This is a genomic window from Mycobacterium sp. NPDC051804, from assembly GCF_044452905.1.
Lineage (GTDB): Bacteria > Actinomycetota > Actinomycetes > Mycobacteriales > Mycobacteriaceae > Mycobacterium.
Genome location: NZ_JBITCD010000003.1, coordinates 375,039 through 401,711 on the forward strand (window position 1 = coordinate 375,039; position 26,673 = coordinate 401,711).

The 26,673-nt window shown below is 64.6% G+C and carries 28 protein-coding genes; 12 read left to right on the forward strand and 16 right to left on the reverse strand.

Annotated elements, in window-relative coordinates; genetic code table 11:
- Positions 1 to 288 precede the first annotated feature (288 nt).
- A complete protein-coding gene (locus tag ACIA48_RS12860; RefSeq protein WP_396731530.1) occupies positions 289 to 726 on the forward strand; it encodes a hypothetical protein in 438 nt (145 codons plus the stop codon).
- Positions 727 to 739: 13 nt separating this feature from the next.
- On the opposite strand, the gene ACIA48_RS12865 is transcribed toward ACIA48_RS12860, so the two are convergent.
- Genes ACIA48_RS12865 through ACIA48_RS12875 form a run of 3 tightly spaced genes read right to left on the reverse strand, consistent with a single transcriptional unit; the run spans position 740 to position 6,425 of the window.
- Positions 740 to 2,239, reverse strand: coding sequence for a flavin-containing monooxygenase (locus ACIA48_RS12865; RefSeq protein ID WP_396731533.1), 1,500 nt, complete (start codon positions 2,237 to 2,239; stop codon positions 740 to 742).
- Positions 2,236 to 4,023, reverse strand: a complete 1,788-nt coding sequence (locus ACIA48_RS12870; RefSeq protein ID WP_396732774.1) for a flavin-containing monooxygenase — start codon at positions 4,021 to 4,023, stop codon at positions 2,236 to 2,238. The genes ACIA48_RS12865 and ACIA48_RS12870 overlap by 4 nt, the downstream gene beginning before the upstream one ends.
- A 17-nt stretch (positions 4,024 to 4,040) precedes the next feature.
- Positions 4,041 to 6,425, reverse strand: coding sequence for an ATP-binding cassette domain-containing protein (locus tag ACIA48_RS12875; RefSeq protein ID WP_396731536.1), 2,385 nt, complete (start codon positions 6,423 to 6,425; stop codon positions 4,041 to 4,043).
- Positions 6,426 to 6,460: 35 nt separating this feature from the next.
- Between ACIA48_RS12875 and ACIA48_RS12880 the strand changes: the two genes are divergently transcribed.
- Positions 6,461 to 7,252, forward strand: a complete 792-nt coding sequence (locus tag ACIA48_RS12880) for a head GIN domain-containing protein (RefSeq protein WP_396731538.1) — start codon at positions 6,461 to 6,463, stop codon at positions 7,250 to 7,252.
- 8 nt (positions 7,253 to 7,260) lie between these two features.
- On the opposite strand, the gene ACIA48_RS12885 is transcribed toward ACIA48_RS12880, so the two are convergent.
- From ACIA48_RS12885 to ACIA48_RS12905, 5 genes are all read right to left on the reverse strand, one after another.
- On the reverse strand, positions 7,261 to 7,683 hold the full coding sequence (locus tag ACIA48_RS12885; RefSeq protein WP_396731541.1) for a VOC family protein: 423 nt from the start codon (positions 7,681 to 7,683) through the stop codon (positions 7,261 to 7,263).
- A 5-nt stretch (positions 7,684 to 7,688) separates the two neighbouring features.
- Positions 7,689 to 8,138 carry a helix-turn-helix transcriptional regulator gene (locus ACIA48_RS12890; RefSeq protein WP_396731544.1) on the reverse strand — a complete coding sequence of 150 codons (450 nt, stop codon included), beginning with the start codon at positions 8,136 to 8,138 and terminating at the stop codon, positions 7,689 to 7,691.
- Between the two features lie 434 nt (positions 8,139 to 8,572).
- Positions 8,573 to 9,391, reverse strand: a complete 819-nt coding sequence (locus ACIA48_RS12895; protein ID WP_396731546.1) for an acyl-CoA thioesterase domain-containing protein — start codon at positions 9,389 to 9,391, stop codon at positions 8,573 to 8,575.
- Positions 9,392 to 9,425: 34 nt separating this feature from the next.
- Positions 9,426 to 9,953 (reverse strand): phosphate-starvation-inducible PsiE family protein, encoded by a 528-nt coding sequence (locus ACIA48_RS12900; protein ID WP_396731548.1) that lies wholly within the window; start codon positions 9,951 to 9,953, stop codon positions 9,426 to 9,428.
- 69 nt (positions 9,954 to 10,022) lie between these two features.
- On the reverse strand, positions 10,023 to 10,637 hold the full coding sequence (locus ACIA48_RS12905) for a class I SAM-dependent methyltransferase (RefSeq protein WP_396731551.1): 615 nt from the start codon (positions 10,635 to 10,637) through the stop codon (positions 10,023 to 10,025).
- Positions 10,638 to 10,684: 47 nt separating this feature from the next.
- Between ACIA48_RS12905 and ACIA48_RS12910 the strand changes: the two genes are divergently transcribed.
- A complete protein-coding gene (locus tag ACIA48_RS12910; RefSeq protein ID WP_396731553.1) occupies positions 10,685 to 11,119 on the forward strand; it encodes a MerR family transcriptional regulator in 435 nt (144 codons plus the stop codon).
- On the opposite strand, the gene ACIA48_RS12915 is transcribed toward ACIA48_RS12910, so the two are convergent.
- Positions 11,083 to 11,820, reverse strand: a complete 738-nt coding sequence (locus ACIA48_RS12915; RefSeq protein WP_396732776.1) for a TIGR02206 family membrane protein — start codon at positions 11,818 to 11,820, stop codon at positions 11,083 to 11,085. The two genes, ACIA48_RS12910 and ACIA48_RS12915, sit on opposite strands and share 37 nt — an antisense overlap.
- A gap of 58 nt (positions 11,821 to 11,878) precedes the next feature.
- Here ACIA48_RS12915 and ACIA48_RS12920 point away from each other — a divergent pair, with 58 nt between their 5' ends.
- Positions 11,879 to 12,754, forward strand: a complete 876-nt coding sequence (locus ACIA48_RS12920; protein WP_396731555.1) for an alpha/beta fold hydrolase — start codon at positions 11,879 to 11,881, stop codon at positions 12,752 to 12,754.
- On the opposite strand, the gene ACIA48_RS12925 is transcribed toward ACIA48_RS12920, so the two are convergent.
- Positions 12,718 to 14,112 carry a purine-cytosine permease family protein gene (locus ACIA48_RS12925; RefSeq protein ID WP_396731558.1) on the reverse strand — a complete coding sequence of 465 codons (1,395 nt, stop codon included), beginning with the start codon at positions 14,110 to 14,112 and terminating at the stop codon, positions 12,718 to 12,720. The genes ACIA48_RS12920 and ACIA48_RS12925 overlap by 37 nt on opposite strands.
- A gap of 97 nt (positions 14,113 to 14,209) precedes the next feature.
- Between ACIA48_RS12925 and ACIA48_RS12930 the strand changes: the two genes are divergently transcribed.
- A complete protein-coding gene (locus ACIA48_RS12930) occupies positions 14,210 to 15,685 on the forward strand; it encodes an MFS transporter (RefSeq protein ID WP_396731561.1) in 1,476 nt (491 codons plus the stop codon).
- Between the two features lie 6 nt (positions 15,686 to 15,691).
- Here ACIA48_RS12930 and ACIA48_RS12935 read toward each other — a convergent pair whose 3' ends face one another.
- A complete protein-coding gene (locus ACIA48_RS12935; protein ID WP_396731563.1) occupies positions 15,692 to 16,141 on the reverse strand; it encodes an SRPBCC family protein in 450 nt (149 codons plus the stop codon).
- 376 nt (positions 16,142 to 16,517) lie between these two features.
- On the opposite strand from ACIA48_RS12935, the gene ACIA48_RS12940 reads away from it, so the two are divergent.
- The 4 genes from ACIA48_RS12940 to ACIA48_RS12955 are packed head-to-tail and all read left to right on the forward strand — an operon-like array spanning position 16,518 to position 20,615.
- Complete coding sequence (locus ACIA48_RS12940; RefSeq protein WP_396732779.1) at positions 16,518 to 17,648, forward strand: ABC transporter ATP-binding protein; 1,131 nt, start codon at positions 16,518 to 16,520, stop codon at positions 17,646 to 17,648.
- Positions 17,649 to 17,705: 57 nt separating this feature from the next.
- Complete coding sequence (locus ACIA48_RS12945) at positions 17,706 to 18,893, forward strand: spermidine/putrescine ABC transporter substrate-binding protein (protein WP_396731566.1); 1,188 nt, start codon at positions 17,706 to 17,708, stop codon at positions 18,891 to 18,893.
- 4 nt (positions 18,894 to 18,897) lie between these two features.
- Entirely contained in the window at positions 18,898 to 19,773 is an 876-nt protein-coding gene (locus tag ACIA48_RS12950; RefSeq protein ID WP_396731569.1) for an ABC transporter permease, read from the forward strand.
- The gene (locus tag ACIA48_RS12955) at positions 19,770 to 20,615 is read left to right on the forward strand and encodes an ABC transporter permease (protein ID WP_396731572.1); all 846 of its coding nucleotides are present in this window, start codon (positions 19,770 to 19,772) and stop codon (positions 20,613 to 20,615) included. Before ACIA48_RS12950 ends, ACIA48_RS12955 begins: the two co-directional genes overlap by 4 nt.
- On the opposite strand, the gene ACIA48_RS12960 is transcribed toward ACIA48_RS12955, so the two are convergent.
- Complete coding sequence (locus ACIA48_RS12960; RefSeq protein ID WP_396731575.1) at positions 20,616 to 20,963, reverse strand: hypothetical protein; 348 nt, start codon at positions 20,961 to 20,963, stop codon at positions 20,616 to 20,618.
- A 13-nt stretch (positions 20,964 to 20,976) separates the two neighbouring features.
- Positions 20,977 to 21,849 (reverse strand): EamA family transporter, encoded by an 873-nt coding sequence (locus tag ACIA48_RS12965; protein ID WP_396732782.1) that lies wholly within the window; start codon positions 21,847 to 21,849, stop codon positions 20,977 to 20,979.
- A gap of 83 nt (positions 21,850 to 21,932) precedes the next feature.
- Between ACIA48_RS12965 and ACIA48_RS12970 the strand changes: the two genes are divergently transcribed.
- On the forward strand, positions 21,933 to 22,853 hold the full coding sequence (locus tag ACIA48_RS12970; protein ID WP_396732785.1) for a LysR family transcriptional regulator: 921 nt from the start codon (positions 21,933 to 21,935) through the stop codon (positions 22,851 to 22,853).
- Positions 22,854 to 23,093: 240 nt separating this feature from the next.
- Here the strand turns inward: ACIA48_RS12970 and ACIA48_RS12975 are convergent, their stop codons facing one another.
- The 3 genes from ACIA48_RS12975 to xylB are packed head-to-tail and all read right to left on the reverse strand — an operon-like array spanning position 23,094 to position 25,488.
- Positions 23,094 to 23,324: a DUF6400 family protein gene (locus ACIA48_RS12975; RefSeq protein WP_396731578.1), complete on the reverse strand. Its 231-nt coding sequence runs from the start codon at positions 23,322 to 23,324 to the stop codon at positions 23,094 to 23,096.
- Positions 23,325 to 23,383: 59 nt separating this feature from the next.
- Entirely contained in the window at positions 23,384 to 24,097 is a 714-nt protein-coding gene (locus ACIA48_RS12980) for an MBL fold metallo-hydrolase (protein WP_396731581.1), read from the reverse strand.
- Complete coding sequence (gene xylB / locus ACIA48_RS12985; protein ID WP_396731583.1) at positions 24,094 to 25,488, reverse strand: xylulokinase; 1,395 nt, start codon at positions 25,486 to 25,488, stop codon at positions 24,094 to 24,096. Before xylB ends, ACIA48_RS12980 begins: the two co-directional genes overlap by 4 nt.
- Positions 25,489 to 25,540: 52 nt before the next feature.
- Here xylB and ACIA48_RS12990 point away from each other — a divergent pair, with 52 nt between their 5' ends.
- The gene (locus ACIA48_RS12990; RefSeq protein WP_396731586.1) at positions 25,541 to 26,092 is read left to right on the forward strand and encodes a dihydrofolate reductase family protein; all 552 of its coding nucleotides are present in this window, start codon (positions 25,541 to 25,543) and stop codon (positions 26,090 to 26,092) included.
- 46 nt (positions 26,093 to 26,138) lie between these two features.
- Positions 26,139 to 26,648, forward strand: a complete 510-nt coding sequence (locus ACIA48_RS12995) for a DUF6328 family protein (RefSeq protein ID WP_396731589.1) — start codon at positions 26,139 to 26,141, stop codon at positions 26,646 to 26,648.
- The last annotated feature ends 25 nt before the right edge of the window (positions 26,649 to 26,673 follow it).

Genomic DNA, 26,673 nt, shown 5'->3' on the forward strand with positions numbered 1-26,673 from the left:
CAACCGCCGGATTCCTCTCCAGACGTGCCTTAAGGCGTCCAAATCGAGCTGGCTGCGCGTGAAAACTCTTGGATCCTCTCCCCTAAACACATTGTGCCGCAGATAGATACGTCACAGTGATCCACGTTTTGCAGCTAAAGGTCGAGTGGACCTCTGCGAAACGTGGTTCGGAGTGACGGAAGTGGGCTGGGTGACTTTGAGGAAGAATCCGCTGATCCCGCTCGAGAAAGACCGAGCCGATCGGCGAAAGGACAGGACAGTCCAACGTGCGTGCGGCACAGTTGATAGATGGCGAGCAAAGTTCCCGGCCCGAAAGACATCATGGCGGCCGCGCAGGCGGCCGCGGACAATGCGCAGGCGGCCGCGCGGGAAGCCGCGGAGACGGCGCAGTCCGCTGCTGGGGCCGCGTTGCGCATCCCGCCCGCGTCGATACAGCTGGCGAGCCAATTGCCAGATCTGATCGAGAACCTGGCGGTGGCCACGGAGCGGCTCAACCAGGCGATTGACCGTGCCGAACGCTACCTGGCACTGGCCGACCCGATGATCCGGACAATGGACGCGGTGCTGCCTCAACTCGAAGCACTTGTCGCGACAGGTAACGAGGTCTACGGCGCCGTATCGACGCTGCCCGGCGTATCCCACCTGGGGCGACTGGCCAACCGTGGGTCCGCAGCTTCGGCCAAGAAGTCGACAGGGCGCTCGACGCAGAAGAAGTCCGGCCGGTGACTCCGGCGCAAGCCTAGGCGTCGGTGCGGTGCAGCCACTCTCGTGACCGTATTCGCCAGGTCGCCTTTGCGTAGTCCAGTTCCGAGTGGGGCCACTGTGTGACGATCCGCCCGGTGGGCGACCGGTAGTAGCTGTCGCACTGCGTCCAGATCGTCCGCTCCAGATCGGTGGAAATCTGCTCGTTGTAACGCTGTTCGACATCCGGACGCACGTCGAGATAGCCGCCTCGCCCGGCCAACCTGCTGACCGCGCTGGCCACCATGCGTGCGCCGGCCTCTAGGACGTAGATGATCGAGTTGGCGCCCTGGTTGGTGTTCGGGCCGTACAGCATGAAGAAGTTGGGAAACCCGCTCACGGCGACGCCGAGATACGCCTGCGGATCCAGACCCCAACGGTCATGCAAGCTTTCGCCGCCAAGGCCGACGACGTCGAGGCCCGAGAGGTAGCTGCTCGTCTCGAATCCCGTCGCCAGGACGATCGCGTCGACCTCGACTACACGACCGCTCTGGGTGACGACGGCGGACTGGGTGACCCGCTGGATCGGGTCTGTCACCAGCTCGACGTGCGGTTGCTGCAATGCCAGATAGTACTTCTCGCCCAGCAGAACACGTTTGCACCGGAACGGATACCGCGGGGTCAGGGCATCACGCATCGTCTCGTCTGCGACGTGACGCCGCAGGAAGTTCGTCGACAGCTCCTGAACCACCGCCATTCTCGGATGGTCGCGCGTCAGCGCGGTGTTGTCGTGCTGCAGCTTCCACAGCCGCCACCGTTCACTCACGGCGGCCCACGGAACCCGGCGAAATCGGATGAGTTCGTCAGGGGTGTACGGCCGATCCTCTTTGGGCACCATCCATGGCGGGGTGCGCTGGAACACCGTGAGCTGGCCCGCGGTGGTGGTGAGTTCGGGAATGACCTGCACCCCACTGGCGCCGGTGCCGACGACCGCCACCCGCTTACCGGCCAGGTCTATATCCGCGTCCCATTGCGAGGTGTGCATCAAGTCGCCGCCGAATTCCCTGATGCCCTCGATGTCCGGATAGCGGGCAGCACCGAACAATCCCACCGCGCTGACGACGACATCAGCTACGAGATTCCGGCGGTCGGTGAGCTCGATGTCCCAATGTGTCTGCTGCTCATTCCAGACCAGCTTCTGCACGCTGGTGTCGACCATCAGGTGACGACGCAGGTCGAAGCGATCGGCCACCGACTCGAGGTAGTCCAGGATCTCGGGCTGATAAGCGTAGGTGCGGGTCCAGTGGCGGTTAGGCGCGAACGAGAACGAGTACAGGTGGCTCTGGATGTCGCACGCCGCACCCGGATAAATGTTCTGCCGCCAGGTGCCACCGACGCCGTCGGACCGTTCGATGATCACGATGTCGTCGATACCCTTGCGGCGTAAGGCAACCGCGGCGGCAAGACCGCCGAAACCGGCGCCGATGATCGCTACCCGCGGGGACCTGCCGCGGCGGGTCGATGCTCGAATACGACCGGCGAGATATCGCCTCCTCATCGATGAATACCCGTGCGGATCTCGAATCCTTCCGGTGTGCCGTTCGCGCGCGACGCTTCGAGGATCTCGGCGTACTCGGTCGGCGTGCCGTAGAAGAAGCTGCCCTGCCGTGTCTTAGCGTTCGCCTGGCCTTCGCGGTTGTAATAGCCCGGTGTACAAGATTTCGCGCGGTCTGCGCTCGCTGCCGACCGTCCGACCACGGTGTCGACCCACGCCGCTTCAGCGTCCACCGTCGCCTCCAACTCAGCTGCGTCATTGCTCAGCGCCCACGCAATCACCTCGGCGGTATGCTGCGCCTGCACGTCAAGGAGATACGGGAAGTTCACCGTGAACCCGGACTGTGCAATGGACTGGATGAAGCAGTTCGGGAAACCGTTGACCGCGAGACCGTGCAGCGTCTGCACACCGTCTCGCCATTTGTCGGTGAGCGTCACACCGTCTCGGCCGACGATCTCGAAGCCGGTACGGCGCGAGTAGTCCGTGCCGACCTCGAAACCCGTTGCAAAGATCAGACAGTCGATGCCGTGCTCTGTGCCATCGACCACAACCCCACCGCTGGTGATGCGCTCGACCCCCTTGCCCTTCGTGTCGACCAGCGTCACGTTGTCGCGGTTGAACGACTGCAGATAGTCGTCATGAAAGCAGGGCCGCTTGCAGAAGTAGCCGTACCAGGGTTTGAGCGCCTCGGCGGTGGCGGGATCGGTCACGATCGAATCGACTCGGGCCCGAATCTCCTCCATTTTTGCGAAGTCAGCCAATTCCACTGCACGCAAACGCTCTTCGTCGGACATCCCCTCGACGCGGGTCTGCCGCATGACGAACAGCTTCTTGACGATACTCGTCCACGCGTCGTCCACGAGATCCTCGTCGGCCTCACCGCCCGCGGTGAGCAGCTGGAAGTTCTCGATGCGACGCCGCTGCCATCCGTCTTGCAGCGATTCTGACCAGTCCTGGTCAGTCGGGCGATTGCCGCGCACATCCACGGTCGAGGGGGTGCGCTGGAAGACGAGCAGTTCCTTGACGGCCTTTGCGAGGTGCGGCACGCACTGGATCGCGGTCGCGCCGGTCCCGATGATTCCCACCCGCTTGTCCGCCAGCCCCGCCAGGTCGGACCCCGTGTAGTCATAGTCCCACCGGCTGGTGTGGAAGGTGTGCCCCCCGAAGGCGGTAATTCCTTCGATGCCAGGGAGTTTCGGCTTCTGCAGGTAGCCGTTGGCCATCGAGACGAAGCGGGCACGGATGCTGTCGCCGTGATTGGTGGCGATGATCCAGCGCAGAAGCTCGGGGTCCCAGCGGATCTCGTGCACCTCGGTCTGCAGACAGATGTCGCGGTACAGGTCGTAGTGCTTGGCGATGTTCTGGCAATGCGCGAAGATCTCGGGGCCCTTCGCGTACTTCTCGGTCGGGACGTAGCCCAGCTCCTCGAGCAGCGGCATGTACACATACGACTCGACGTCGCAGGCGATGCCCGGATACCGATTCCAGTACCACGTGCCTCCGACGTCGGCGGCCTTGTCGATCAACCGGAAGCTCTGCACGCCCAGTTCGCGCAGCCGGGCCCCGGTGAGAAGTCCGCCGAACCCGGCGCCGATGATCGCGACGTCGACCTCATCAGACAGCGGCTCGCGGGTGAAGGCCTGATCGCTCCAGGGATCAGTCGCGAAGTCGGCGAACACACCGGTGATCTCGACGTACTGCTCGATGCCGTCAGGACGCAGGCGGCGGTCGCGCTCCAGGGCGTATTTCTGCCGCAGCGCATCTACGTCGAATTCCACGCCCGGAATCTTGCCGCGAATCCTGGTCAGGCGTCGACGTAATCGGCGAGATGTTTGCCGGTCAACGTGGAACGCTTGGCGACCAGGTCAGCGGGTGTCCCCTCGAAGACGACGCGGCCACCGTCGTGACCGGCGCCGGGACCGAGGTCGATGAGCCAGTCCGCGTGAGCCATGACCGCCTGGTGGTGCTCGATGACGAGCACCGACTTGCCTGAATCGACGAGACGATCGAGCAGGCTGAGGAGCTGCGCGATATCGGCGAGATGCAGACCCGACGTTGGCTCGTCGAGGACGTACACGTCTCCCTTATCCCCCATCAACGAGGCGAGCTTGAGCCGCTGCCGCTCACCACCGGACAGCGTGGTCAGGGGCTGGCCGAGCGACAGATAGCCGAGACCGACGTCAGCGAGGCGATCCAGGATCTTCTGCGCGGCCAGGGTGGCCGCATCTCCGTCACTGAAGAAGTCGAGCGCTCCGGTCACCGACATCGCCAACACCTCGGCGATGTTGCGCCCGCCGAACGTGTATTCCAGCACCGACGCTTGAAACCTCCTGCCCTCGCACTCCTCGCACGGCGACTCGACGGTGGCCATCACGCCCAATTCGGTGAAGATCACCCCGGCGCCGTTGCAGGTCGGGCAAGCGCCCTCGGAATTGGCGCTGAACAGCGCTGGTTTTACGCCGTTGGCTTTCGCGAACGCCTTGCGGATCGGATCCAACAGCCCGGTGTAGGTCGCGGGATTGCTCCGCCGCGACCCACGGATCGGCGCCTGGTCGATCACCACGACACCATCCTGGCCGGCGACCGAGCCGCTGATCAGGGAGCTCTTGCCGGAGCCGGCGACACCGGTGACCACACACAGCACGCCCAGCGGGATGTCGACGTCGACCTTCTGCAGGTTGTGAGTCGATGCGCCGCGGACCTCCATGACGTCGACCGACGTGCGCACGGAGTCTTTGAGTGCCGCGCGGTCGTCGAGGTGGCGGCCGGTGACTGTGCCGCTCTTGCGCAACCCGTCGATCGTGCCTTCGTAGGCGACCTGGCCGCCGTCACCGCCGGCGCCCGGTCCGAGATCGACGACGTGATCGGCAATCGCGATCACCTCGGGTTTGTGCTCGACCACCAGGACTGTGTTGCCCTTGTCGCGTAGCTGCTGCAGCAGTTCGTTCATGCGCGCGATGTCGTGTGGATGCAGGCCAACTGTCGGCTCATCGAAGACATAGGTGACGTCGGTGAGCGCGGACCCGAGATGACGAATCATTTTGACGCGCTGAGCTTCACCACCGGACAGGGTGCCCGCCGGGCGGCCGAGTGACAGGTATCCCAGCCCGATCTCGACGAAGGAGTCGATGGTGTGCTGCAGCGACTTCACCAGCGGAGCCACCGATTTGTCGGTGATGCCGCTTATCCAATCGGCAAGATCGCTGATCTGCATTTCGTACACATCGGCGATGCTGCGGCCTTTGATCTTCGACGACCTGGCGGTGTCGGAGAGGCGGGTGCCGTCGCAGTCGGGGCACGTCGTGAACGTCACCGCCCGCTCCACAAAGGCGCGGATATGCGGCTGCATCGCCTCGACATCTTTGGCGAGGAACGACTTCTTGATCTGCGGGATCAGCCCGAGATACGTCAGGTTGACCCCGTCGATCTTGAGCTTGGTCGCATCCTTGTGCAATAGGGCGTCCAGCTCCTTCTTGGTGAACTTGTTGATCGGCTTGTTGGGATCAAAGAAGCCACAGCCGTTGAAGATTCGTCCGTACCAGCCATCCATGGAAAACCCGGGGATGGTGAGGGCGCCCTCGTTGAGTGACTTGCTGTCGTCGTACAGCGCGCTCAGGTCGATGTCGTTGATCGAGCCGCGCCCCTCACAACGCGGGCACATACCGCCCACGATGCTGAATTCGCGGCGCTCCTTGACGGTGCGTCCGCCCTTTTCCAGCGTGACGGCGCCTGCCCCGCTGATCGAGGCGACGTTGAACGAAAATGCTTGCGGCGAACCAATATGCGGCTTGCCTAGACGGCTGAACAGGATGCGCAAAATCGCACCCGTGTCGGTGGCGGTGCCAACTGTGGAACGCGGGTCGGAGCCCATGCGCTGCTGATCCACGATGATCGCCGTCGTGAGACCCTCCAGCACATCGACCTCGGGCCGTGCCAGTGTCGGCATGAAGCCCTGCACAAAGGCGCTGTAGGTCTCGTTGATCAACCGCTGCGACTCGGCGGCGATGGTGTCGAACACCAACGAGCTCTTGCCCGAACCCGAGACTCCGGTGAACACCGTCAGCCGGCGCTTGGGCAGCTCGACGTCGATGTTTTTGAGGTTGTTCTCGCGCGCGCCGTGCACGCGGATCAGATCATGGCTGTCGGCGACCTGTGGTGCACTCTTCGGCGTACGTGTCTTGTTAGCCATGTCGTTTCGGATCTCCTCTAAGTTAGAATCAACGCGTGAAGTTGCTGGGACGTCGCCCGGCTTTCCAGATTTTCGCTGCGGCTGCCAGTGCTGTACTTCTCGTCGCCGGGTGTACAACGGACTCGCCGACGGTGACGACCTCAACCGTCACCGTCACCAAAGAGCCTTCGGGTTCGTCCGCACCCGCAACACCTGGAGCCACGGAGTCCATGAGAGAGTTCCCCGCCGGCACGTTCACCGCGGTCGATTTGTCGGCTCCTTATGCCCTCGTGGTCACCATCGGAAGCCCGACATCGATACGCGCACAAGGCGACCCGGCCGCCCTGGAGCTGCTCGACATCCGGGTGGAGGGTGACACTCTCATCGCGACGGTAAAGCCGAACGCTCAGTGGCCGGCGAACGCTCGCGTCACCGTCAGCGTCACGATGCCGACGCTCGCCGCAGCGCGACTCAGCGGATCCGGCCAGATACGCATCGGAGCGCTTGAGACCGACCTGCTTTCGCTCGAGCAGAGCGGATCCGGTCTGATCGAGGCCCCGGAAATCGCTGTCGCGCGTCTGCAGATCTCGTCGTCGGGCGCCGGCAAGATCGTCGCGGCGGGCACTGCCGGCGACGCAGATGTCCGGCTCGTCGGTAGCGGAGAGGCCGCGCTGGGAACGCTCACCGTCACGCGAGCTCACATATCGATGGCCGGCGCTGGAAGCCTGACCATCAACGCGACTGAGACAGTGCGAGGTAGCACGGCCGGCTCTGGTGGGGTCGTTGTCACGGGGGGCGCCGACTGTTCGATCTCGAGTATCGGTATCGGTGACGTGACGTGCGGTTAGCCGCTGGTTCACGATCGGCCTGAGGGCTGCTCCTGGATACGGACTGTGTTGCCCGCGGGATCACGGAAAGCGCAGTCGCGCGCGCCCCAGGGCTGGTCGGTGGGCTCCTGCATGACGTCCGCGCCGGTTGCCTGCACCCGATCGAAGACGGCGTCGAGGTCGGTGGTGGCCAGCATGATGCTGGCGTAGGTGCCCTTCGCCATCATCTCTGCGATAGTGCGACGCTCGTCGTCGGTGACGCCGGGATCAGCGGCGGGCGGCGTGAGGACGATGTTCATGTCAGTCCGGCCCGGAGGACCGATGGTGATCCAGCGCATGTCCTCGTATCCGACGTCCTTGCGGACCTCAAAACCGAGTGCATCGCGATAGAAGGCCAGGGACTGCTCCGGGTCGGTGTGCGGAAGAAAGCTCGCGTTGATCGTGATGTCCATGACGGTCACGCTAGTTGCGGCGCAGAAGCCGATGCTTCTCGATTCCTGATCGGTCTGGTCACCAGCTTGGCGACGCACGACGGGATTCCCTCCGCTTCATTTGCTGCATTGCGCCGATAGGTGCTGGGCGGGACGCCAACCAACTCGGTGAACCGGGTGCTGAACGTACCTAGCGACGAGCAGCCGACGGCGAAGCAGACTTCGGTGACAGACATGTCGCCGCGACGCAGCAGCGCCATGGCCCGCTCGATGCGTCTAGTCATGAGGTAGGAGTACGGAGACTCGCCGTACGCGCTCTTGAACTGGCGCGACAGGTGCCCGGCCGACATGTTCACCCCGCGGGCGAGCGCCTCGACATCCAGTGGCTGAGCGTATTCGCGGTCCATGCGGTCACGAACCTTGCGCAGGAGTGTGAGGTCGCGCAGGCGCTGTTGGTCCACCGGCGGACTGCTCATGCACGAGATCGTACGTGGCGCACCCCGCCATACAGTGAATTGGCCTCGCGTCCTTTTGAATGTCGTTGGTGTGAATGAGTTTTCGGGCTGCCATGCGCGAGGGACATCGACGACGACTCCGCTCCTCCCCCTGGCGACCGGTCCGTTCGCAACGATCATCAGGACCCGGCCACCGAGCCCATTCCTATCAACAGCGGGGACTCCGGTGACGGCTGTGCCGATCCCAGCCGCACCACGCGCGGTGTGATCGTGCTGATCGGCCGTCATCGCCGTCATCGCCGTCGCCTGCACCGCTTCCTCCACCGCCCCCGCCGACGCAGGACGAGCCGGTGTACCGACGCAGTACCCCGCTCAAGCCCGTAACACCGCCCACGTCAGCCCGAAGTCGGTAAGCACAGCAGTAGCGGCCGCGGCCGGCAGCCACCCGCACCCCGCTATTCGTAATTGAGGCCGATCGGTGCAAACGACCTGCTGGCGAAGTCGATCTGCGCCGCCGGATTGGCGACCGCAGTGGTCATTCCCGATCCGAATGCGCCATGGTGGTCGTACAGGGTTGCCGTTCCCACGGCGATGCCATCGGACGCGTAGTGCGAATCACCCCGGATGCAGATCCAATCGTCAACCGGCAGTCGTGACAACGCGACGGTCAGATCGCCGTTGATGTAACCTACTCCCTCCGTGCCCAAATTGGTCACGAGGCTGGTCGACTCGGAGACTATCGCGGCCCGTACGAACGGCGAGTTCTTCTCCCCCGCAACGGCATTGATACCGCCATAGAAAAAGCTCTTGCGTGAATCGTTCTGATGCGCGGCCGGGCTGCGAGTCCAGCCGACATCGCTGCCGATGAACGGCAACGTCTGATCATCCGGACGCGGCGGCGACGGAGGATCGATCGGTGCGGTCCACAGCACCCCAGGTGGTGCCGTCGAGCGCCGGTACTGGACCAATGTCGCGCGCGCGACCGCCCGACCCTCCTGAACCACATCGCATTCCGCACTGCGCACTCTGCGGCCGTCACGCACCACTCGGACGTCCACCTTCGTCAACACCGAGCGGGCCGCCCGGAACAAGTCGACAGTGAGGCGAGTGGGCATGAAGTCCGGCGATCCGCAGCGGCTTTCGAGTACCTGCGCCGACAACCCCACGACAGCGGGACCGTTGAGATGGTCATCGCCCCAGTGGCTCAGGGCAAAACGGGTCGGCGTGAACAAGCCATCCTCGGTTTGCGTGAAATGCGCGGATTCCGTTGTCATTCGCGCATCCTCGCACAGGCACATTTGATGGTCTTCAGTCAGAAGCGGCGTTTTCCGCCTCACGGACGTCCCGTTCGGCCGGATCGCCGACATCGCGTCGACGTTCACGCAAGACGAAGGCCGCGACTGCCAGTACCAGCACGGCCACGCCCAGCACTGCGACCTCGACGATCGCGCGCGAGAACTGAGGCCCATCCTTGAGGAGTGTGGCCGCCTCCACGGACAGCACCACGATCTCCTTGATACAGGCCAGGATTCCGACAATGAGGAACGGCTCCGCGACGATCTCGCGCGACCGAAGGCATGAGCGGACGGCGTACAACAGCTCCACGAAGATGAAGATCAGCAGCAGGCCGTCGAGCACCTCCAGCATGACAGTCTTCGCCGGTGCGCTCCGCAGGCCCAGCATCGTGTTGAACTGCGCCACGAGTAGCGCAACAGACCCGACGATGAGCACGACGGCGATCGCCCAGTACACGACGTCCTCGAGAAACCCGAGCGCCCGATCCGCGAACCGCTGACGTTCTTCCTCGTCAGCGTCGGTGCTTCTCGCCTTGGCCATGCGCCACCTCCGGAAGGCCCGGTTGACCTGTCCGTCAGTTATTACCCCGAGGTCGACCGAACCAATCCCTCACGGACGGACGGCGCTCACCGTCCAGACGCCGCGGCGGCCGTCACCGTGTTGGCCCACCGCCACGTCGGCGAAGCCCGCTGTGCGGCATTGGGCGGCAAATGATTCCGCCTGCTGTTTCGTCCACCCGTGACTCGCCAGGCCCGTCGCACCGGGCCGCACGCGGCGTTCGACGGCGAGCAGGCGCCCGTTCGGCGTCAGGAGCCGGTGCGCCTCGCCGAGGCCCTGGCCGATGTCTTGCCAGTGATGCACGGTCGCCAACGACCACAGGACCGTCGCCGAGCCGTCCGGCAGCGGCACGCTTTCCGCGGTGCCCTCGACCCACTCGACACCAGCGTCGCGGGTGAAGGTGCGGGCCAACCGCAACATGACGGGCGCGGGATCGACACCGGTCATCCGCGCACCGCGGCGTGCGGCTTCCCGCACCGCGCCTCCCGGACCGCATCCGATGTCGACGACCCTGTCACTGGCCGAAACCTCGGTGACCTCGGCCGCTAGACGTGCATTGGCCCGCCCCATCCACAGCAGCATCAGCCCGATGATCGCCCCGGTCACGCCCGAGAAGCCCGGGTGGTCGGCGTGATGGTTGACGGGTAGTGCCTTTGGCGCGGTCATGCCACGAGCTTGCAGGTTCAAGTCGGCTTGAAGTCAAATGAAAAGCGATGGACCTCATCCCGATCGGCGAGGCCGCGGCCCGGCTGGGTTTGTCGACCTCCGCACTGCGGTACTACGACGAGCGTGGGCTCGTCCGCCCGCGGCACCGACAGGCCGGCAAGCGCATGTACGGCGCTGATGAGCTGCGCCGCCTGGCGTTCATCAAGATCTTTCAGCAGCTCGGCGTCTCACTCGACACCGCCGCCGCGGTGCTCGATGCGCCCGCTCCGCAGTGGCGAGGGCTCGTGCGCGAACAGATCTCCGCGCTGGACGAGGTGGTTCGTCAGGCGCGGGGCGCTCAGCAGTTCCTCACCCACGCACTGCAATGCCCGACCGAACATCCCGCGCGCGAATGTCCCACCATGATGGGCGCGCTGGATCGGCTCGTCGACGGTATGAGCGTGGCTCAGCTGGCCGACGAGCACGCCGACGACCCGGCTTGACGTCCGCGCCGGCGCTCCCACGGCCACGTCATCGCCGCCCAGATACCCGCCACGAGCACCGCGCCGACCACGACGTACCACGGCCACGGGCCCATCACATCGAGCAGTGACGCGGTCCCGGGTTTGGCGTTGAGGAAGCCGTAGTTGCTTCCCGCGATGCTGTTGAACGTCATCGTGACCGCCACCCACGTCAACGTCACCGCCACGACGAGCCGGTAGCTGCGCCAGCTGGGCCGCATACCCCGGCCCCAGGTGAGATAGATCGCCGCCCAGACGACCAGCAGATGAATCGCCCAGAACCCCAGGAACTGATAATGCGGGAAATCGGGACCGGTCAGCACCGGCGAAATCAGCGCCTGCACGCTGAGCACCAGGCCCCAGTAGTAGGTCAGCGTGTAGGCCCACTGCCGCTGCGACCACATGGCGTAGGCGGTCACCATCGTTGCCAAATCAGTGAGATGCAGGGGCACCGACCACCTCACGTCCAGCGGGAACAGCGCATTGACCAACGCCGCCGCGTAGATCGCAGCTGTGATCGCACCCACGACCTTGCAGAAGAGACGCGCCTGACGCTCGTTCTGCCTGCGGCCGAGCCACACCACGGCCCCCGCGCCCGCCACGAAGACCACCAGGGCGGCCCAATGCGAAGGGCCGTACGCCGTAAATTCGCCGTGTGTACTGATGCTGCAATTCTGGCGCAGCTTCACCGGTGCCGTGTGCGGGTAGATAGTGACTGGACACCAGAAGGGGCCAGTTCAGATGACTGAGATGAAGTATCTCGAGCTGCACGGCGATCGTGTGGCCTACCAGGATGAAGGCACCGGTTCTGAAGCGCTACTTCTCATCCACGGCATGGCGGGAAGCTCCGAGGCGTGGCGTTCGGTAATCCCCCAGCTGTCCAGGAGATACCGCGTCGTCGCACCCGATCTGCTGGGGCACGGGCAGTCCGCGAAGCCGCGCGGCGACTATTCGCTCGGTGCGTTTGCGGTGTGGCTGCGGGATCTGCTCGACGAGCTGGAGATTCCGCGGGTGACGATCGTCGGTCAGTCGTTGGGCGGCGGCGTGGCGATGCAGTTCGTGTATCAACATCCAGACCTCTGCGAGCGGTTGGTTCTCATCAGCAGCGGCGGCCTCGGCCCTGATGTCGGCTGGACGCTGCGCATGCTGTCGGCACCGGGGGCCGAGCTGATCCTCCCGCTCATCGCACCTCGACAAGTGCTGTCGGCAGGCAACAAACTGCGCTCGTGGTTCTCGACGGCCGGGATCCAATCGCCCCGCGGTGCCGAGATGTGGAGCGCCTATTCATCGCTGTCGGACGGCGAGACGCGCCAGGCTTTCCTGCGGACATTGCGCTCGGTGGTTGACCACCGCGGTCAGGCCGTCAGTGCGCTGAACCGACTGCATATGACCGCTGATCTACCCACGATGGTGATCTGGGGCGACCAGGACCGCATCATTCCCGTCGAGCACGGCATCGCTGTCGCTGAAGCGCGCGCGGGAAGCAGGCTGGAGGTGCTACCGGGTGTCGGGCACTTCCCTCATGTCGAGCGGCCCGGCGACGTGGTGGATCTGATCGACGACTTCATCGACACCACGCGTCAGACGGATTCGCCGCCCCTGCGCACCAATCGATAGCCCCCGTAGAGCACCGCGGCGACCAAAAGGTTGACGTAGTAAGCGATGTCGGCGCCGTGCCATGCGACCGCGACCGGTCCCTGGAGCAACGACGTGTTCATGAACGGGATCGCGGCCGCGTACGCCACGACGAACACCACCACCGCGACGACGGCATCGCGCACGTCGGTCGGTTCCGTCGCGGGGTTGAGGCTCCTCCTGCCGCGGATGCGCAACGCCCAGTCGATCGCGACGATCGCCGCGAACGCGGGAACCCAGTAGCTGACCAGCAGCAGGATGTCGAGGAATCGGGTCGCGGTGTCGGCGGCGTTGAGCCAGAGGATGAGCGCGAACGCCAATGCGGTGACGATCACCGCGGATACCGGCCGGCGCACCCGGACCCCGATGGTCTGCAGTGCGAGTGAGCCGCTGTAGTCGTTCATGACGCCTGACCCGATCGAGGCCACCGCGATGATCGCCAGCGCCAGCGCTCCCAGCAGACCGCCACCCATCACCGCATTCATGCCCGCTGCGGTGTGCTCACCGATGACATCGGCCGCCGCGATCCCGATGCCTTGAATGAAGCTGTAGGACAACACGAGTCCGGCGACCGTGTAGCCGAAGACCTTGACCCGCGACGACTCCACCGGCAGGTAGCGGCTGAAGTCGGCTGCGTAGCTGGCCCACGACACGGCGAGGCTGAAGGCGATGGTCACCTCGAGTACGAAGGCGCCGGCAAGGTCTGCTCCAGAAACCGCTGGCGGCGTGACGATCTGATGTCCACCAACGAGTTTCACCGCGAACACCACGAACGTCACGAAGAGCACGACGCTCAGCACCGCCTGCACGCGATGTATCAGCTCGTAGCCGAAGACCCCGACAGCACCCTGTATTCCGAGCACAATCAGCACGGCCGCCCAGAACGGGATGCCGAGCAGCGCTTGCAGCGCCTCTCCGCCGAATAGTCCGACCAACCCCGTCCACGCGATCGACGAGAACCATTGCAGAACACCGGGAATCACGACCGCACTGCCGAACGCCATTCGCGAGTTCGGCAGCTGTCCGGTTCCGGTACGCGGTCCCCACGTGGACAGGTAGCCGACGATGAGCGAACCGAGAACGGTCCCGATCACCATCGCCAGCAGACCCAGCCAGAAGCCCAGCCCGAGCACGATCGCGAGCGTGCCGCTGAACATGCCGGCGACGTTGATCTGCGGTGCGAACCACACCGTGAACAACCGGCCAGGCGTTCCGTATCGCTGGTCTTCGCCGACGGGTGCGATGCCATGCGTCTCGACCGACAGATCCCCCGCACGCGCTGGTCGGTGACCACTGAATGTCGATTCGGTCAGCGCACTCTTGGCGCCCTCGTCCGGCATGAGGTCATTCGATCACGACGGGCGGTCAGCGGGTCACGCAGACCGAGGAACATAATCGAGGGAGAAATTGAAGGTGAGCTAACGATCGGAGCGGTCCGTGGTCGAGACCGAGGCGAACCGGTCGACCGCGTCGGGCGATAACGACAAGCGGTCGAGGCTGCTGGTCGCAGGTTTGAGCATCGTGGTGCTGACCGTCGCCGTGCTGCAGACCGCTGTGGTCCCGGTGCTCGGAATCATCGCCGACCAACTTCGCGCCTCCGATGTCGGCGTCAGCTGGGCCGTGACCGCCAATCTGCTCGCCGCCATCGCCGCGACGCCGCTGATCGGCCGCCTCGCCGACCTGCACCCCAAGAAGCCGGTCCTACTTAGCGTCCTGGTGGTCGTGCTCATCGGCTCACTGCTCGCGGCCACCACAACATCGCTGCCGCTGCTCATCTTCGCCCGCGTACTGCAGGCCGCCTCGTACGCGCTCTATCCGATAGGCATCGCGATCCTGCGCGACGAACTGCCCGAGGACCGGTTGATGTCGGCAATGGCGGTGCTGTCAGGCACGCTGGGATTCGGCGGCGGCAGCGGTCTCGTCGTCGTGGGACTGCTGATGAGCGGAGACGCGGGTTATCACCGGGTGTTCTGGTTGACCACCGGGTTCACCGCCGTCGTGATCCTGATCGCGTTGTTCGTCGTCCCCCGGCGGCCCCGCAGCGTCACCGGGACGATCGACTGGATTGGCGCGCTCGGGCTGGCGGTCGGTCTGTCGGCCGTTCTGCTGGCACTCACGCAGGGGCAATCGTGGGGCTGGATATCGCCGGCGACACTCGGCTGCGCCGCTGGCGGTGTGCTCGTGCTGGTCGGCTGGTGGATGTGGGAGCAGCGCGCCAAACAACCGCTGGTCTCGACCGAGATGTTGAAGCGGCGCCCGATACTACTGACGAATCTCGCCACCGTCTTCGTCGGAGTCGGTCTGTACTTCGCGTTCCTTGGCTTGACGCAATTCGTTCAAATACCAAGGGAGGCAGCCGGTTACGGCTTCGGAGCGACCGTGCTGGAGGCCAGCGTGGTCTTTCTTCTGCCCGGAGTGTTCGTGGGCTTCCTCATTGCCTTGTTCAGCGGGAGGTTCATCGACCGGTTCGGCGCCCGCCCCGTACTCGTGGTGGCCGCGATCGCAGGAATCATCGGATTCCTTTTCATCGCGTTCGCCCATTCGCTGACGTGGCAGGTCATCGTCGCGGGCATCCTCACCAACGCGTACATCAGCCTTGGTTACGGTGCACTGCCTGCGCTGGTCGTCGCCGAAGTCGACGCCAACGAGACGGGCGTCGCCACGAGCATGAACGCGATCGCACGCACCATTGGGAGTTCGACCGCCGCGGCGCTGGTGGCCGTTCTGCTCAGCCGGGTGGTGGCCGGTACGGATGTGCCGATGGAAAGCAGCTTCTTCGTGATCTTCATCGGCGGAGCGGTCACCGCCGCATTGGCCATGGTGCTCATCGCGATTTCCCGGCCGGGAATCCCAGAGCGGGAATCCGTCGAGGCGCGTTACGAATCTCGCGCCATGAACCACGAGTGGGGCTAGCCGGATCTAACGCAGCCCGGCCAGGTTCGTCACCGATTTGCGGACGTCGGACTCGAGGACTTTGGCAACCAACGAGCCGACTCGGGTGTTGAGCAGACCGCCCGTGAGATCGGCGATGACCTGGAATTCGGAACCGGAGGCGACATTGTTCGAGGCTCCGGGTATCTCCTTCACGCACAGGCGAAGGGCGATGCAGACCGACGGCTTGCCGCGGCCAACCAACTCGATCGCCTTCGGTTCGTCGTAGCGCGTGACGCGCCAATGGATGACGTTGCGAAACCCTTTGACCTTGATGGTCGACGACACTGTGGTGCCGACTTCGACCTCCGTCGGCACTGGGCTCTTCCATCCGCCGAAAATGGTCAGCCACTCGTCAAACCGGCTCAGATCCGAAGCGAGTTCCCACGCCTTCTCGGGGCTGAGATCCGATGAGACCGAGACATCCACGCCTGCCATGTCCTCACCACTACCCGGGCAGGCCGCCGGGATAAACGAGTGATCAGATTTCACCGACCCGGAGGCGAACGGCTGCGAAACTGATCATGGGCGCGTAGTCGCCTCCTGCACAGCCGGCTGCCGGGACAGCCCGGCCGTGGCCTTCACGCGCGCGGACGCGGATTCTTGCGGTTGTCGGCCTTGTTAACGAAGGATTCCATTGTGGATATGTAAATTCGTTGCGGAATCGCTTGCGCAGGCCAGCATGATCGGCGATTGTTTTATCCACAGCTTCGGGGGGTTTTGAGGAGGATCCGCTCTGACCGGCTCGCACACCACCGCCGTAGATCAATCGACGGGACAACACGGGGCCGACCGCGCCAAGGGCGGTCCGGTCATCGAAATCGATCATGTCACCAAGCGCTTTTCGGACTACGTAGCGGTCGCCGAGGCGGACTTCTCCATCGCCTCGGGTGAGTTTTTCTCGCTCCTCGGCCCGTCCGGTTGCGGGAAGACGACAACGTTGCGGATGATCGCGGGATTCGAGAGCCCGACCGAGGGAGCCATTCGGCTCGAAGGGGTCGACGTCTCGCGGGTGCCACCGCACAAACGCAACGTCAATACCGTCTTCCAGCACTACGCCCTCTTCCCGCACATGTCGGTGTGGGACAACGTCGCGTACGGGCCACGCAGTCGCAAGCTGGACAAGGCCTCCGGAAAAGGCGAAGTCAAGAAGCGGGTCGACGAACTGCTGGAGGTCGTCAGACTGACCGACTTCGCCGACCGCAGACCCGCGCAACTCTCGGGTGGCCAGCAGCAGCGAGTCGCACTGGCCCGCGCGCTCGTGAATTATCCGAGTGCGCTGCTGCTCGACGAACCGCTCGGCGCGCTCGACCTCAAACTTCGTCACGCCATGCAGTTCGAGCTCAAGCGCATCCAGCGCGAGGTGGGGATCACGTTCATCTACGTGACCCACGACCAGGAAGAAGCGCTGACGATGAGCGACCGCATCGCGGTCATGAACGCGGGCAACGTCGATCAGATCGGCTCACCGACCGAGATCTACGACCGTCCCGCGACGGTGTTCGTCGCGAGCTTCATCGGGCAGGCCAACCTGTGGGCGGGTCGACAGACCGGGCGCACCAATCGTGACTTCGTCGAAGTCGAAGTTCTCGGAACGACGTTGAAGGCCCGCCCCGGCGACACGACGATCGAACCGGGCGGTCACGCCACGTTGATGGTGCGACCCGAGCGCGTTCGGGTGTCGGTCGATGCGCCTACCGGAGATGTAGCGACCGTCGCTGCGACGGTCAAGGATCTGACATTCCAGGGGCCGGTGGTGCGGCTGATGCTTGCGGCGCCCGATGATTCGACGATCATCGCCCACGTTGGACCCGAGCAGGACCTGCCGATGCTGCGGCCGGGCGACGCCGTCCACGTGTGCTGGGCACCAGAGGCGTCACTGGTTCTTCCCGCCGCGGACATCCCGACCGCCGAAGACCTCGAAGAGATGCTCGACGACTCCTGATCGCCTCGCCCCTGATCGCCTGTCCCCTCTTTCACACCGACGAAAGGCACAGTCGCCATGCCCTCCAAGAACATCGACCTCGAACTGGCCGCCCGGCTCGCCGCGAATAGGACCTCGCGTCGTCGCTTCATCGGCGGCGGTGCCGCGGCCGCTGCCGCACTTGCGCTCGGTCCGTCCTTCCTCGCCGCGTGTAGTTCCGACGGTGGCGGATCCGGCGAGACCTCGGCTCAGAACGGCGGTCCCGCGAGCGGCACCCTGCGGGTCTCGAACTGGCCGCTGTACATGGCCGACGGTTTCGTCGCCGCGTTCCAGACCGCGTCCGGGATCACCGTGGATTACAAGGAAGACTTCAACGACAACGAGCAGTGGTTCGCCAAGAACAAGGAACCGTTGTCCCGCAAGCAGGACATCGGCGCCGACCTGGCGGTGCCGACCACCTTCATGGCCGTGCGCCTGCACCAACTCGGCTGGCTCAACGACATCAGCGACGCGGGCTGGTCCAACAAGAAGAACCTGCGGCCCGACCTGCTCGAGGCCAGTGTCGATCCGGAACGCAAGTTCAGCGCGCCATACATGTCCGGCCTCGTCGGACTGGCCTACAACCGGGCAGCGACAGGAAGGGACATCACGAAGATCGACGACCTCTGGGACCCGGCCTTCAAAGGCCGCGTCAGCCTGTTCTCCGATGCGCAAGACGGCCTTGGAATGCTGATGCTCTCGCAGGGCAACTCGCCGGAGGATCCGTCCACCGAATCCGTGCAGAAGGCCGTCGACCTGGTTCGCGAACAGAACGACAAGGGCCAGATCCGCCGCTTCACCGGCAACGACTACGCCGACGATCTCGCCGCGGGCAATATCGCAGTCGCACAGGCATATTCGGGTGACGTCGTTCAGCTTCAGGCGGATAATCCCGACCTTCAGTTCATCGTTCCGGAGTCAGGGGCGACGACGTTCGTCGACACCATGGTCATCCCCTACACCACCAAGAACCAGAGCGCCGCCGAGGCGTGGATCAACTACATCTACGACCGCGCCAACTACGCCAAGCTCGTCTCGTTCGTCCAGTACGTCCCGGTGCTTTCAGATATGACCGAAGAACTCGAGAAAATCGACCCCGCCGCGGCGAGCAACCCGCTGATCAACCCGTCGAAGGAAACGCTCGACAAGTCGAAGGGCTGGGCTCCGCTGACCGACGAGCAGACCCAGGAGTACAACACCCTGTACGCAGCGGTCACCGGCGGCTGAGCCGATGGCAGGTGTAGCTACCAGCAGTCGACAGCGGAGCAAGATCGCTCCCTACCTGATGGTCCTGCCGGCGCTCGTGTACCTCGCGATCTTCTTCGTGGTGCCGTTCTTTACGCTGGCCCGGACGTCGCTGTCATCATCGGGTGGGTCGGTGTACATGCCGACGCTGTCGTTTGCGTGGGACTTCAACAACTACCTCGAGGCGTTCAGCCTGTACCGCGATCAGATCCTGCGGTCGTTCGGCTACGCGTTGGTGGCTACGCTGCTGTGCCTGCTGTTGGCTTTCCCGCTGGCCTACGTCATCGCGTTCAAGGCGGGACGGTTCAAAAACCTGATCCTCGGTTTGGTGATCCTGCCGTTTTTCGTCACGTTCCTGATCCGCACCATCGCGTGGAAGACGATCCTGGCGGACGAGGGTTGGGTGGTCCAGGCACTGGGCGCCATCGGAATGTTGCCCGAGGAAGGCAGGCTGCTCTCGACAAGTTGGGCCGTGATTGGCGGACTCACCTACAACTGGATCATCTTCATGATCCTGCCGCTGTATGTGAGCCTCGAGAAGATCGATCCGCGGCTCATCGAGGCGTCCAAAGACCTCTACTCGTCGAACGCACGTAGCTTCACGAAAGTCATTCTGCCGCTGTCGATGCCGGGCGTGCTCGCGGGAAGCATGCTGGTGTTCATCCCTGCGGTCGGCGACTTCATCAATGCCGACTATCTGGGCAGTACGCAAACCACGATGATCGGAAACGTCATCCAGAAACAGTTCCTGGTCGTCAAGGATTACCCTGCAGCGGCGGCTCTGAGCCTCGTGCTGATGCTCATCATTCTGGGCGGGGTGCTGTTGTATACGCGGGCAATGGGCACGGAGGACCTGGTATGACCCTCGCCGCCATGGAATCCGCCACCAGTCCGAAACCGGCGAAAACGGTCAAGGGCAGTCCGAGGTGGGGTGATTTCCTGTTGCGGGCCGCGGCCGGCCTGGTGCTGCTCTATCTGTTCCTGCCGATATTCGTCATCGTCCTGTTCTCGTTCAACAAGCCGGCAGGCAAGTTCAACTACACCTGGCAGGGCTTCACGCTTGACAACTGGGCGAACCCGTTCAAGTTTCCGCCGCTGACCGAGGCCCTGATACTCAGCCTGGAGGTCGCTGCCATCTCCACGGCGATCGCTCTGGTGCTCGGCACTTTGGTGGCGATCGCCCTGGTGCGGCAGCGTTGGCGGGGTCAGAAGGCCGTTGACACCTTCCTCATCCTTCCGCTGACCGCCCCGGAAGTTGTGATGGGCGCGGCATTGCTGACGCTGTTCCTCGACTTCGGGTGGGCCGCCGGCTTTACGACGATCCTGATCGCACATATCGCCTTCGAGGTCAGTTTCATCGCCATGACCGTGCGGGCACGGGTGCGCGGGTTCGACTGGACGCTGGAGGACGCGTCGATGGACCTGGGTGCCAGCCCCATGCGCACGTTCTTCAAAGTGACGCTGCCGCTGATCATTCCGGGCATTGTCGCCGCCGCGATGCTGTCATTCGCGCTATCGCTGGACGACTTCATCATCACGTACTTCGTCAGCGGAGCGACGACAACGTACCCGCTGTACGTGAACGCGGCGGTCAAGGCGGCTGTGCCGCCTCAGATCAACGTGCTGGCAACCGCGATCCTGGTGATCAGCCTCCTGCTGCTTGCAGCCGGAACGCTGCTGCGGCGCAAGAGGTTCGAGGGCTGACTACAGCTTGATCGACACCGATACGCGGCCGTTGGCGTCGCGGTTGGCGACCGCGTGGCCAGTGCGGTCCTGACCGTCGAATTTCAGCAGGGTAATGGGGCCACCGTCGCCGAGGAAGTTGCGCCACCATGTCTTGTTGTCGGGTGACATCACGTTGATGACGATCCCGTCGGCGGTGCGGCGGTAGCCGATTGGTGTCTCGATCGTCTTACCCGAACGCCGTCCGACATAGCGGATGTTGATCATGCCGCGCCGTACCACCGGCCCGAGAACCGGCGCGTCGATGAGCGCGACGAACAGTTTGTTCATGACTCCGACCATCGGTGATCCGTAAAATCCGCTTGCCATTCGACGAGCGTAGCTAGGAGTTGACCTCGGCGGGTACCGGCGCCGGCGTACGGGCACCGGTTCGTGCGGCGCCGATGCCGGCGGCCACCACGAGACCGATCCCGATGATCCCAGCGCCGCCAGGAACTTGGTGCAACACGATGAAGCCGACGATCATTGCGAACGCGGGCTCGAGCGCCATCAGCGTGCCGAATGCCGCGGTGGTCAGACGGCGCAGCGCCAGCAGTTCCAATGCGAACGGCACCACCGGCAGCAGGATCGCCAGTCCGATGCCTATCAGCAGAAGGTCGGGAGTCATCCGCTCGAACACCGCGGGGCCGACCGCGACGGTGGCCACTAATCCCGCGACAGGCATCGACACAGCAAGGCCGTTAATTCCCGCGACCTGATCGCCGACGCGCTGGGTGAGCAGGATGTAGGTGGCCCAACACACCGCGGCGCCGAGCGCGAGCATGACACCGACTGGATCGATGACGCCGGCCCACGGTTGGGTGAGCAGGACGACACCGGCAGCGGCCAAGCCCGGCCAGACAAACCGCTGCCTACCTTTGCCGTGCGCCACCGCGACGCAGAGCGGGCCGAGGAACTCGATGGCGCTCGCGGTCCCCAGCGGAATCCGGTCCAGTGCCGCCATGAACAGCAGTGTGATGGCCGCGGTGACCACCCCGAGCACCACACACATCAAGAAGCTCGACCGGGTGAACGCAGAACGTTTCGGTCGCACAATGAGCAGCAGCAGAATGCCCGCCCACGCCAGCCGCAGCCAGGCGGCTCCTTCGACACCGATCCGGTCGATCAATGTCACCGCGACCGCAAGGCCCACCTGGACGCACAGCATTGAGCCCATCGCCATGAAGGCCCCGGTGCGCGCCTCGCTCGTGGTCATCACTGCATTGAACGGGACACCCACCGTTCGCGTCCACGTGATTTTCTCGGACATACCGTTCATCAATCATGAACAATGGTCGGGTGGACACCCGTCGGCTTCAGCTTCTGCTCTCGCTCTCGCGGCTGGGCTCGATGCGGGCGGTGGCCGACGCGTATCACCTCACGACGTCGACGGTGTCGCAGCAGATCGCCGCGCTCGCAAAGGAAGCCGGTGCGCAGCTGATCGAGCCTGAAGGTCGCCGAGTCCGGCTGACTCCCGCGGGCGTCCGACTGGCCGACCACGCGGTCACGATTCTGGCCGCTATCGATAGCGCCCGCCTGGACCTCGACCCCGACGCGGAACCGTCGGGCACGGTGCGGGTCGGCGGATTCGCCACCGGTATCCGGGTGTCCTTGCTGCCGATCGTTGCCGACCTCGCCGACCAGTACCCCGGCGTCCGTCTGATGATCAGCGAGTACGAGCCCATCGAGGCCTTCGCGCTGCTCACGAACGACGATCTCGACTTGGCGCTGACCTACGACTACAACCTGGCTCCCGCCTCACCTGGCCAGGTGCTGCAGACCGAGGCGCTGTGGTCCATCACGTGGGGGCTGGGCGTCCCCGCATCGCTTCCGGATGGTCCTGCCGACGTCGCCGCCTACTCCGAGCAGAACTGGATTGTCAACTCGCGCAACACCGCTGACGAAGCGGCGGTCCGCACACTGGCGTCGCTCGCCGGCTTCGTGCCCCGTATCGCGCACGAGATCGACAGCCTGGACTTGGTCGAGGATCTGATCGTCGCGGGCTTTGGCGTCGGTCTGCTGCCGATCGGGCGTCCGACCAGTCGGGGGGTGAAGGTGCTACCGCTGCCGAACCCCGAAGCGGTGTTGACCGCATACGCGGTGACCCGCCGCGGGAGAGCCGAATGGCCGCCGCTGAGAGCGGTTTTGGATCGGATGCGGCCTCCGCCGGGAGCGACGCTGCCGTGCCCACAATGGCCTCGCCCGGAGGCGGACGCCTAGCGCTCAGGCTGCGCGGCGCTGCCGCCTCGTTCGCTTGCGCGTATCGGTCGACCATAGATACCCGCAGTCTGAACACTGCAGGTGCACGACTGTGCCTTTGTTGGTCAGAAGGTACTGCCAATGTGTGGCGCAATTCCTGCGCTGATGGCAATCCGCGCATTTGGTGGCGTGGTCGCAGCAGGGGCAGGGCAGCCACGCGCGGCGCCCGCGGTCCGCGGTGGGATCAATCGGCAGCATCGATCACTTCCGATCAGGCAGGACGCCGGCACGAACGAGATCGTCGTAGATCCGTTGCTGCTCATCGTCGAGATCGGAATAGAGCATTTCTTCGGCTCGTTGCTCGTCGGCCAGCACCGCGATCGGATCCCAGTCTTCACCGATCGCCGCGAGCACTGCGGTGCGACGCCGCGCCTCGTCGAGCGTCAAGTCGTAAGCGAATTTGAGGTCGGCCCGCACGGCTCCTCCAGTCATTCGTAAGCAAAACGAATGGTAAGGGTGACCTAATATGCCTGGTCAAGCAATGACCTACGTCACAGTTGCGGGTCCGAATTCGTCACACGGCTCGCGAGCCATCGTTGTTGTCGACGCACGAATCCGGCGTCGACGGTCGCGCCGTGACCAGGCACGTAGATCGCATCCGTGCCGTGTTGCACCAGCCGATCCAGCGTCCGAGGCCACGCCGATAGATCGGAGTCGGCGTCGATGTAGGGATCGTTGGACTCCTCGACGAGATCGCCGCAGAACACCACAATCCGCTCGCCGCCCTCGACGACGGCGATCAGGTCGTGGTCGGTATGGCCGCGGCCGGGATGGCTGACCGAGACGATGCGCTGGCCGAGATCGATCGAATCCGCGGTCGTCGGATGTTGCGGTATGCGCAAGGCGCCGATGGCGTCGTCGACCTCGCGTGGATCCGCGCCGTACCGCATGGCGTCAGCGCGCAGTCGTTCGGCGTTCTCGGTCATCGTCGCCGCAACTGCGGGTGCGCAGTACACCGCGGCACCGTCGAACGTCGACGCGCCGAGAACGTGGTCGAAATGATGATGCGTCAGCACGATGTGGCTGACCTCGCGGCCCGCGAGCTCCTCAGCGTCGGCGCGGACTGCGGCCGCCTCCGTCCGCGTGGTGCCGGCATCGATGAGTATTGCGCCCGCGGTGCTCCACACCAATCCGATCGTGACATCCAGGAATGGAAGCCGGCAGCGAGATACCCCGTCCGCCAACGATTCCCAGGTGTAGTTCACTGCCCCAGCGTCAACGGCTGCGCGGCGCGGTACTGATCCAGTACATCCGGTGTGGGAGTTGCCGTGTACGTCGTCGAGATGCCAAACGACCACGCAGGAGGCGAATCATCCTGTGAGAGCGTCCATGCGGCTTGGCGGGCCGCGCCCAGCGCGACGTACTCCGCTGGCGTCGGTACGTGGACGGGGGCGCCCCAGAGCGCCGGCGCGAGCCGCCGCACGGCCTCCGATCGTGCTCCCCCACCCACCAGGATGATGCGATTCACATCGACGCCGTGCGCGGTGATCCTGTCGATGCAGTAGGCCATCGAGCTGAGCAGACCTTCGACGCCTGCCCGAGCAACATTGGCGGCATTGAAGTTTCGAGTGGTCACACCGTGCAACGCACCCGCCGCAGCCGGCAGATTGGGCGAGCGTTCACCTTCGAAGTACGGCACCAGCGTGAGTCCCTCGGCGCCGGATTGTGCCGACATCGCCAACCGGTCCAGCTCGTCGAAATCGACGCCGAGCATCGTGGCGACGGCGGCAAGGACGGGAGCGCCGTTGAGCGTGCAGACCAACGGCAACTGCCGGCCGGTCGCGTCGGCGAAACCCGCCACGATGCCGTCAGCGTCGTGCGGCGCCACGTCACCGACCGCGCTCACGACCCCCGACGTACCGAGTGAGACGACGCAGTCACCCGGCTCGGCGCCCAGTCCGAGGGCCGCTCCCGCGTTGTCGCCGACGCCGGGCCCGAGCACCACACCGCTCGGCGTGCGCCCCGCCTGCTCGGCAGGGCCGAGCACGTCGGGAACATGGGGCCGGCGACCCCGCATCGCCATGTCGAGCAGGTCGAGTTGATAGTCACCGGATTCCGATGAGAAATACCCGGTTCCACTCGCGTCGCTTCGATCGGTGCGTAGGTCGGCGATGTCGGTCGAACCGCTCAACCGCCAGGTCAGGTAGTCGTGCGGAAGACACACCGCCGCCGTCGCATCGGCATGCGCCGGTTCGTGATCGGTGAGCCAGCGCAGCTTGGCCACGGTGATCGCGGCGACCGGCACCACACCGATGCGTTTGGCCCACTCCTGCGCACCGAGCTCGGCCACCAGCTCATCAGCAGCGGTGCTCGACCGAGTGTCGTTCCACAGCAGGGCATCTCGCACGACCGCGCCGGTGCTGTCGAGACACACCATGCCGTGCTGCTGTGAGCCGACCGAAACGGCGGCCACGTCATCGAGCCCGCCCGCGGCCCTGATCGTCTGCTGCAACGCCGACCACCACTGTTGTGGATCGATCTCGGTGCCATCGGGGTGCGGTGCAGCCGCCGAGCGCACGATCGCGCCGGTATCGGCGTCGCAGATGACGACCTTGCACGACTGGGTGGATGAGTCGATGCCAGCGACGAAAGCCACGCAGCCGACGCTACGCCGATGAATTCGATGCGCGCACGAGGTCTGCCTTTGCATGCGAAACCTCGTGATCACCCAGAACATCACCGTGGACGGTGCGGTCGAGATGCTCGGCGACTGGTTCGACCCGCAGCTCGCGGACGACGATCTGGTCGCGGAGTCACACCGCCAGGACGCCGAGGCCGACGCGTTGCTGGTCGGGCGTCGGACATTCGAGGACTTCCGCGGCTACTGGCCACAGCAGACCGACGACCCCACGGGCGTCACCGCCTACCTGAACGGGGTCGCCAAATATGTGGTGTCCTCGACGATGGACGATCCCCAGTGGGAGAACTCGACGGTGCTCACCGGCGATCCCGTCGAACAGACCCGGACGTTGAAGGGGCAGCCCGGCAAGGACATAGTGCTGACGGGGAGCATCACCCTGGCGCATGCGCTCATCGCTGCCGGGCTCGTCGACGAGTACCGATTGTTCGTCTATCCGACGGTGCAGGGCGGCGGGCGACGGTTGTTCCCCGACGGAACCGCGTTCCCGAGACTCGCGTTGGTCGAACCGCCGAAGGCGTTCTCGTCGGGCATAACGCTGCTTCGCTACCGCTCGGCTTGACCGTCAATGAGCCGCGTCCGGCAGGGTGCAGTGGGAGAATGCGGTGATGACCAGCGAGCATCCGGACACCGACGAGGAGCGTTGGGATGACGACCGCGACGAGACGGAAGCCCAACGGCTGGACCGCAACTGGTCGAGTCTGTTGCAGGAATTGCGAGTTGCCCAGACCGGAGTTCAGCTACTCACCGGCTTCCTGCTGATCCTGCCGTTCCAGCCGCGCTTTGCCGACCTGGACATCGTGATGCGCATGGTTTATCTCGTGACGGTTGGTTGTTCGCTCGGCGCGACGGTGCTGCTGGTCGCCCCGGTCAGCATGCATCGGGTGTTGTTTCGGCGACACCGGCTGAAGACGCTGGTGGCCGTCTCGCATCGCTACGCCGTCGTGGGGATCCTGCTGCTGGGTACCGCGCTTTCTGGTGTCGCGGTGGTCATCTTCGACAGCGTCGTGGGCAGAATCGGCGCCTGGATCGCCGGTGGATGCACCCTGGTGGCACTCATCGCATTCTGGTACGCGTTGCCCCTGCGGGACCGGGACCTGCGCGACAACTCCTATTGACGTTTGTGACGACCTACGCCGGGGA